The organism is Acinetobacter portensis, from assembly GCF_009372215.1.
Lineage (GTDB): Bacteria > Pseudomonadota > Gammaproteobacteria > Pseudomonadales > Moraxellaceae > Acinetobacter > Acinetobacter portensis.
The window spans coordinates 1-5,225 of the sequence record NZ_LWRV01000118.1 but is presented as its reverse complement, the minus strand read 5'-3'; the positions used below and the strand labels follow the sequence as shown (position 1 = coordinate 5,225).

General features: G+C 36.1%; 3 protein-coding genes and 1 pseudogene. 3 read left to right on the top strand and 1 reads right to left on the bottom strand.

The genetic code is table 11. The annotated features are described in order from the left end of the window. Nucleotides 1-15 precede the first annotated feature (15 nt). Nucleotides 16-1,590: pseudogene (locus tag A6M14_RS13905) on the bottom strand (TonB-dependent receptor domain-containing protein); the annotation flags it as partial. A 127-nt stretch (nucleotides 1,591-1,717) separates the two neighbouring features. Here A6M14_RS13905 and A6M14_RS13900 point away from each other — a divergent pair. From A6M14_RS13900 to A6M14_RS13890, 3 genes are all read left to right on the top strand, one after another. After that, on the top strand, nucleotides 1,718-2,482 hold the full coding sequence (locus tag A6M14_RS13900) for a DUF4184 family protein (protein WP_152875856.1): 765 nt from the start codon (nucleotides 1,718-1,720) through the stop codon (nucleotides 2,480-2,482). Between the two features lie 164 nt (nucleotides 2,483-2,646). Next, nucleotides 2,647-4,431 carry an aspartate--tRNA ligase gene (gene aspS, locus A6M14_RS13895; protein WP_152875854.1) on the top strand — a complete coding sequence of 595 codons (1,785 nt, stop codon included), beginning with the start codon at nucleotides 2,647-2,649 and terminating at the stop codon, nucleotides 4,429-4,431. Nucleotides 4,432-4,569: 138 nt separating this feature from the next. Continuing rightward, nucleotides 4,570-4,788, top strand: a complete 219-nt coding sequence (locus A6M14_RS13890) for a hypothetical protein (RefSeq protein WP_152875852.1) — start codon at nucleotides 4,570-4,572, stop codon at nucleotides 4,786-4,788. Nucleotides 4,789-5,225 lie beyond the last annotated feature (437 nt).

The window sequence follows — 5,225 nt, the reverse complement described above, 5'->3', positions numbered from 1 at the left end:
TTAATACTGGATAGGCTCTAAATTATTTGATTTTTCAACATCTAGATTTTCATTACCACGTTCATAAGTATTTGTCGCAAGATGTTTTCCATCTGCAAATAACTCTTGTGCAAGCGGTAAACGTTGTTGATGTGAACCAACCAAAGATAATGTGTAATTTGGTGCAAATACCCAATTCACAGCAGCAGAACCAGAAAATGCCTGATCGCTATAATTCTTTTTATTTGATTCGATATCAATTGTTTGATGATCTACACGTGCACCTAACTCAATATGAAAGTCATTAATTTGTTTATGTTCTAAAGCAAATAGACTCCATTTTTGTGTTTTCGTTGGCTCAAGAATAGATTCTTCACCTGTAATGTCTAATTTCTGCTGAGTATATTGCGTTCCAAACACACCTTCCCAACCTGCAACAGGGTTATGAACTAACTCTAAGCGACCATCGTAGCCTTTGCTTTTAAAGGTTGTTGCAACTTCATTACCTTCAATTTCATCATGCTTATAGTCTGTATAACTTGCATGTGCACGTAATTTTGAAAAACCTACAAATGGATCTGCTAATTCCGAACGGAAATCATAACGTTCTGTTTTTAAATCTACCCAAGGACCTGCTTCATGTTCTTCATGATCATGTCCGTGCCCATGTCCGCCATGATTATGACCTGGTACATTATTATGTCCTGCATGGTTATTACCATCACAATGTAAATGATCATCATGTGGATGACATGACTCATATTCATGGCTATGACCTGGTAAGCCATATTGATCTTGACGATTGCTATATGAAATACCTGTGAATCCACGGTCATGAATCCAAGATAAACCTACGTTTACAGTTTCACCTTTTGCAAAAGTATTTCCTACACGGCGCTCTTTTTCATATTCTGTATGCTTTTCTACCTGACCATTACCTAGGTCATGTTCATGCGTATGAGCGTGATAATAATTTGGCGCAATATATGCATTCGCATCACGTTTTAAACCTTCAACACGTAATGCGACTTGATCTGTTAAACCAACAGTTACACCACCACTCGCAAGTTTTTCATCACTACCTGAGTTGTAGCGTAAACCGACTTGCCCTTCATAGCCCTTTTCAGGCATTTGTGTTGGAATTTTATTATCCGTTACGTTAACTAAACCACCTACTGTACCTGCCGAATAAAGCAAAGTAGAAGGTCCACGAATCACTTCAATTTGTTTAGCTAAAATAGGATCTACAGTTACAGCATGGTCAGGAGACAAAGTTGAAACATCTGCTGTTTCAGAAGCATGTTGTAAAACTTTTACACGTGGACCATCTTGACCACGAATAACAGGACGGCTTGAACCTGAACCATATTGATTTGTATGAACACCTAACTGACCATCCAAAGCATCACCAATTGTTGGCGCACCTGTTGAAAGTGTTTTTTGCCCAATCACATTATCTGCTGCAGCAAAGTCTGCAGCCGTTTGCGTCAATGGATGTGCTGTAGATTTTAAAGTTTCTAATTGTTGTGCTTGTTTATCATCTTGTGCAAAAGCAACAGGTGTAAAGGCAGCTAAAATAGATAGCGTGAGCAAATTCTTATGAAAGGACATGTCTAAAACTCAGGTTAGATCGTTTTGATTTTGTTATATTATAACATTACTCATTTTATGCAAGATATTTGTGCATTTATTACAATTCAATTAGTCTGCTCAATATCCCTTTTTTGAAATATTGATTATGCCTTTTACGCTTGCTCACACAGTAATTGCATCACCTATTTCAAAAATATCAAAAAACAAACTTCCAATTGCAGCACTTGCTATTGGCAGTATGACACCAGATTTATTTAGACTTTTTTCCAATTCAAGCGGTTTAGAAACACATACTTGGACTGCTATTTTTTATCCTAATTTATTTTTAGGATTAGCATTTTGCTGTCTTTGGTACAGCTTATTTCGCCCAACTTTATCTTCATGTTTATCACTTAATGATGACCTAAATATTTCAAACTTTTTATATTTTTGTAGATTTTTAGGATTGATCTGCATTGCTTTAATCATCGGCAATATAACTCATCTTTTATGGGATAGCTTTACGCATTTAGATTCAAGAACTTTAATTCCTCTTCCATTTTTTGAACCTACAATTTCATTATTTAATCGACAATATTCTTATGCTTTCATCTTACAAATAGTGTCTTCAGTTTTGCCTTTACCGTTTATTTTTTACATGATTCATCAATATTATAAAAAGTACAAAAACCCAAGTATCTCCCTAAAAAATCAGCAAAAATTTATTTTATGTAGTTTAGCTTTAAGTATATTTATTGGATTTATTGCTTTGAGTTATTACGCTTCACAAATTTCATATGAAGTTTGGCTCAATCATCAATATTATTTTTTAGGTAGAATGCTCAACAAATTTACTCAAGCTGCATTAATTTGTTTTTCATTATGTTGCATCGTTTATCAATATAAATATTTCAAAAAAAATCATAAATAAGTCATGCCTTAATTAAAATTTTAAAAATTTAAGCTCAAGCTTAGGCTTTTTACTTTGACTTGTTGTGACAAAATGCCCAAAAAGAGGCATAATTCAATATTCGAAAGCGGTGCGCTGTTTACGCATTCGCTCGCCTTAAACCATATAGTTGGATTGTTTACGCTATGATGCGAACTCATTACTGCGGTTCTTTAACCGAAGCTCAAATTGACCAAACCGTAACTTTATGCGGTTGGGTACACCGTCGCCGTGACCACGGTGGTGTTATTTTCCTTGATATGCGTGACCGTGATGGTCTAGTTCAAGTGGTTATTGACCCAGATACTCCTGAAGCATTCGCAACAGCGGATAAGGCTCGTTCAGAATTTGTATTAAAAATTACAGGCCGTGTACGTCGTCGTTACGAAGGTACTGAAAACGCAAATATTACTAGCGGTCAAATTGAAGTATTAGGCAAAGACATCGAAGTTCTTGCTGCTTCTGAAACTCCGCCATTCCCATTGAATGACGAAAACACAAATATTTCTGAAGAAGTACGTTTGAAATATCGTTTCCTTGATATTCGTCGTCCTGAAATGTTAGATCGTTTACGTTTCCGTTCTAAGTTAACAAACCTTATTCGTAACTATTTCGAAGACAATGGTTTCTTAGATGTTGAAACTCCGATCTTAACGCGTGCAACTCCTGAAGGTGCGCGTGACTACTTAGTTCCAAGTCGTGTTTCTAACGGTAGCTTCTACGCACTTCCACAATCTCCACAGCTATTCAAACAGTTGTTGATGGTTGGTGGTATTGATCGTTACTACCAAATTGCTAAATGTTTCCGTGATGAAGACTTACGTGCTGACCGTCAGCCTGAATTCACACAAATCGACGTTGAAACATCGTTCATGAGTGACGATGACATCATGGATTTAATGGAAACTTTAACAGTTAAGATGTTCAAAGAACTTCTTAATGTTGAATTCGACAAATTCCCACGTATGACTTATGCAGATGCAATGCGTGATTATGCATCTGACAAACCAGATATGCGTATTCCGTTGAAACTTGTTGACGTTGCAGACATGATGCAAGACGTTGAGTTCAAAGTATTCGCAGGTCCTGCAAAAGATCCTAAAGGTCGTATTGTCGCTTTACGCGTTCCTGGCGCTGGTGCATTACCTCGTAGCCAAATCGACGAATATACTAAATTCGTTGGCATCTATGGTGCAAAAGGCTTGGCGTACATCAAAGTTAACGAACTTGAAAAAGGTATTGAAGGTCTTCAATCGCCTATCGTTAAATTCATTGAGCCAATCGTACTTGATTTGTTGAAACGTGTTGGAGCTGAAAATGGCGACATCGTATTCTTTGGTGCGGACAAAGCGAAAGTTGTAAATGATGCAATGGGCGCTTTACGTATTAAAGTCGGTCACGATATGAATCTTGCGACTTGCGAATGGGCTCCGCTTTGGGTTGTTGACTTCCCAATGTTCGAAGAAACTGATGATGGTAAATGGACTTCTGTTCACCATCCATTCACGCTTCCTAAATCAAGCGTTGAAGAAGTGAAGAACAACCCAGGTGCTGCATTGTCTGTTGCATACGATATGGTATTAAACGGCACTGAAGTTGGTGGTGGATCTTTACGTATTCATAACCTAGAAATGCAAAAAGCAATTTTTGAAGCTTTAGGTATTAATGAAGAAGAAGCGGAAGAGAAATTCAGCTTCTTGTTAAATGCATTGAAATTCGGTGCGCCTCCTCATGGTGGTTTAGCATTCGGTCTTGACCGTTTAGTGATGTTGATGACTGGTGCATCTTCTATCCGTGACGTGATTGCATTCCCGAAAACGAAAACAGCTGAATGTCCATTGACTCAAGCGCCTGCTCCAGTTGAAGGTAACCAATTGCGTGATTTAGGTATTCGTTTACGCGAAAAACCAAAAGCAGAAGAAGCTAAATAATTTTTACTTCTTTCTTTTTCTCCTTTTAGGAGGAATAACAAAAAAGCCCTGCAATTGCAGGGCTTTTTACTGCATTGAGTCTAAAGAATATCAGTGGCATAATAGCCACCACTTTCCACTTAATTGTGAATATCTCCTATGGCTATGCGTCCTGAAGTTCGTCGTCGTGCAATTGTTTTAATTATCTTTGCTGTCGTACAGTGGTTATTCATGCGTCATATTGTAGATAATCAGTTATTCAATTTAACAACATATGACCGTATTGTATTTTTCTCTTTAAGCAGTATTGGCGGTGCTTTTGTTATTTTTGTTGGTTTGATTTATATGGTTTTGAAAGGGAATTCTGAGAAGGAATAATATCTTCCAATTACAGTGGAATGAACCTGATGCTCCCTTCTACAATTTAAAAAGTATTTACCTCTTAAAAAGATATTCTAAATTAACCATTTAATTGAAATATTGTGCTTTTTAAAATAGTTTTTTCTATTTAGATTACATTTATTCTATCTAAAATTATAAATGTAATCTAAATAATATATTGGTCTGAAAATCTAAAAAATATAATATTAAGTTTCTAGTATCAGTTAACACTCAAAATTTAGCCTTATTATACCAATTTAAAAATATTCATATAATCAGGAAAAACAGCATTAAATTCAACATTAGAAATATTTTTCATTTTATCACCATATGAATAGAATCAGTTTCAATGCAAAACACCTATTCTATTAGCAAACAACATTGATACATAATTCTATTTTAGCAACAATAGCCTGAACCGTACCGGGTTTGTC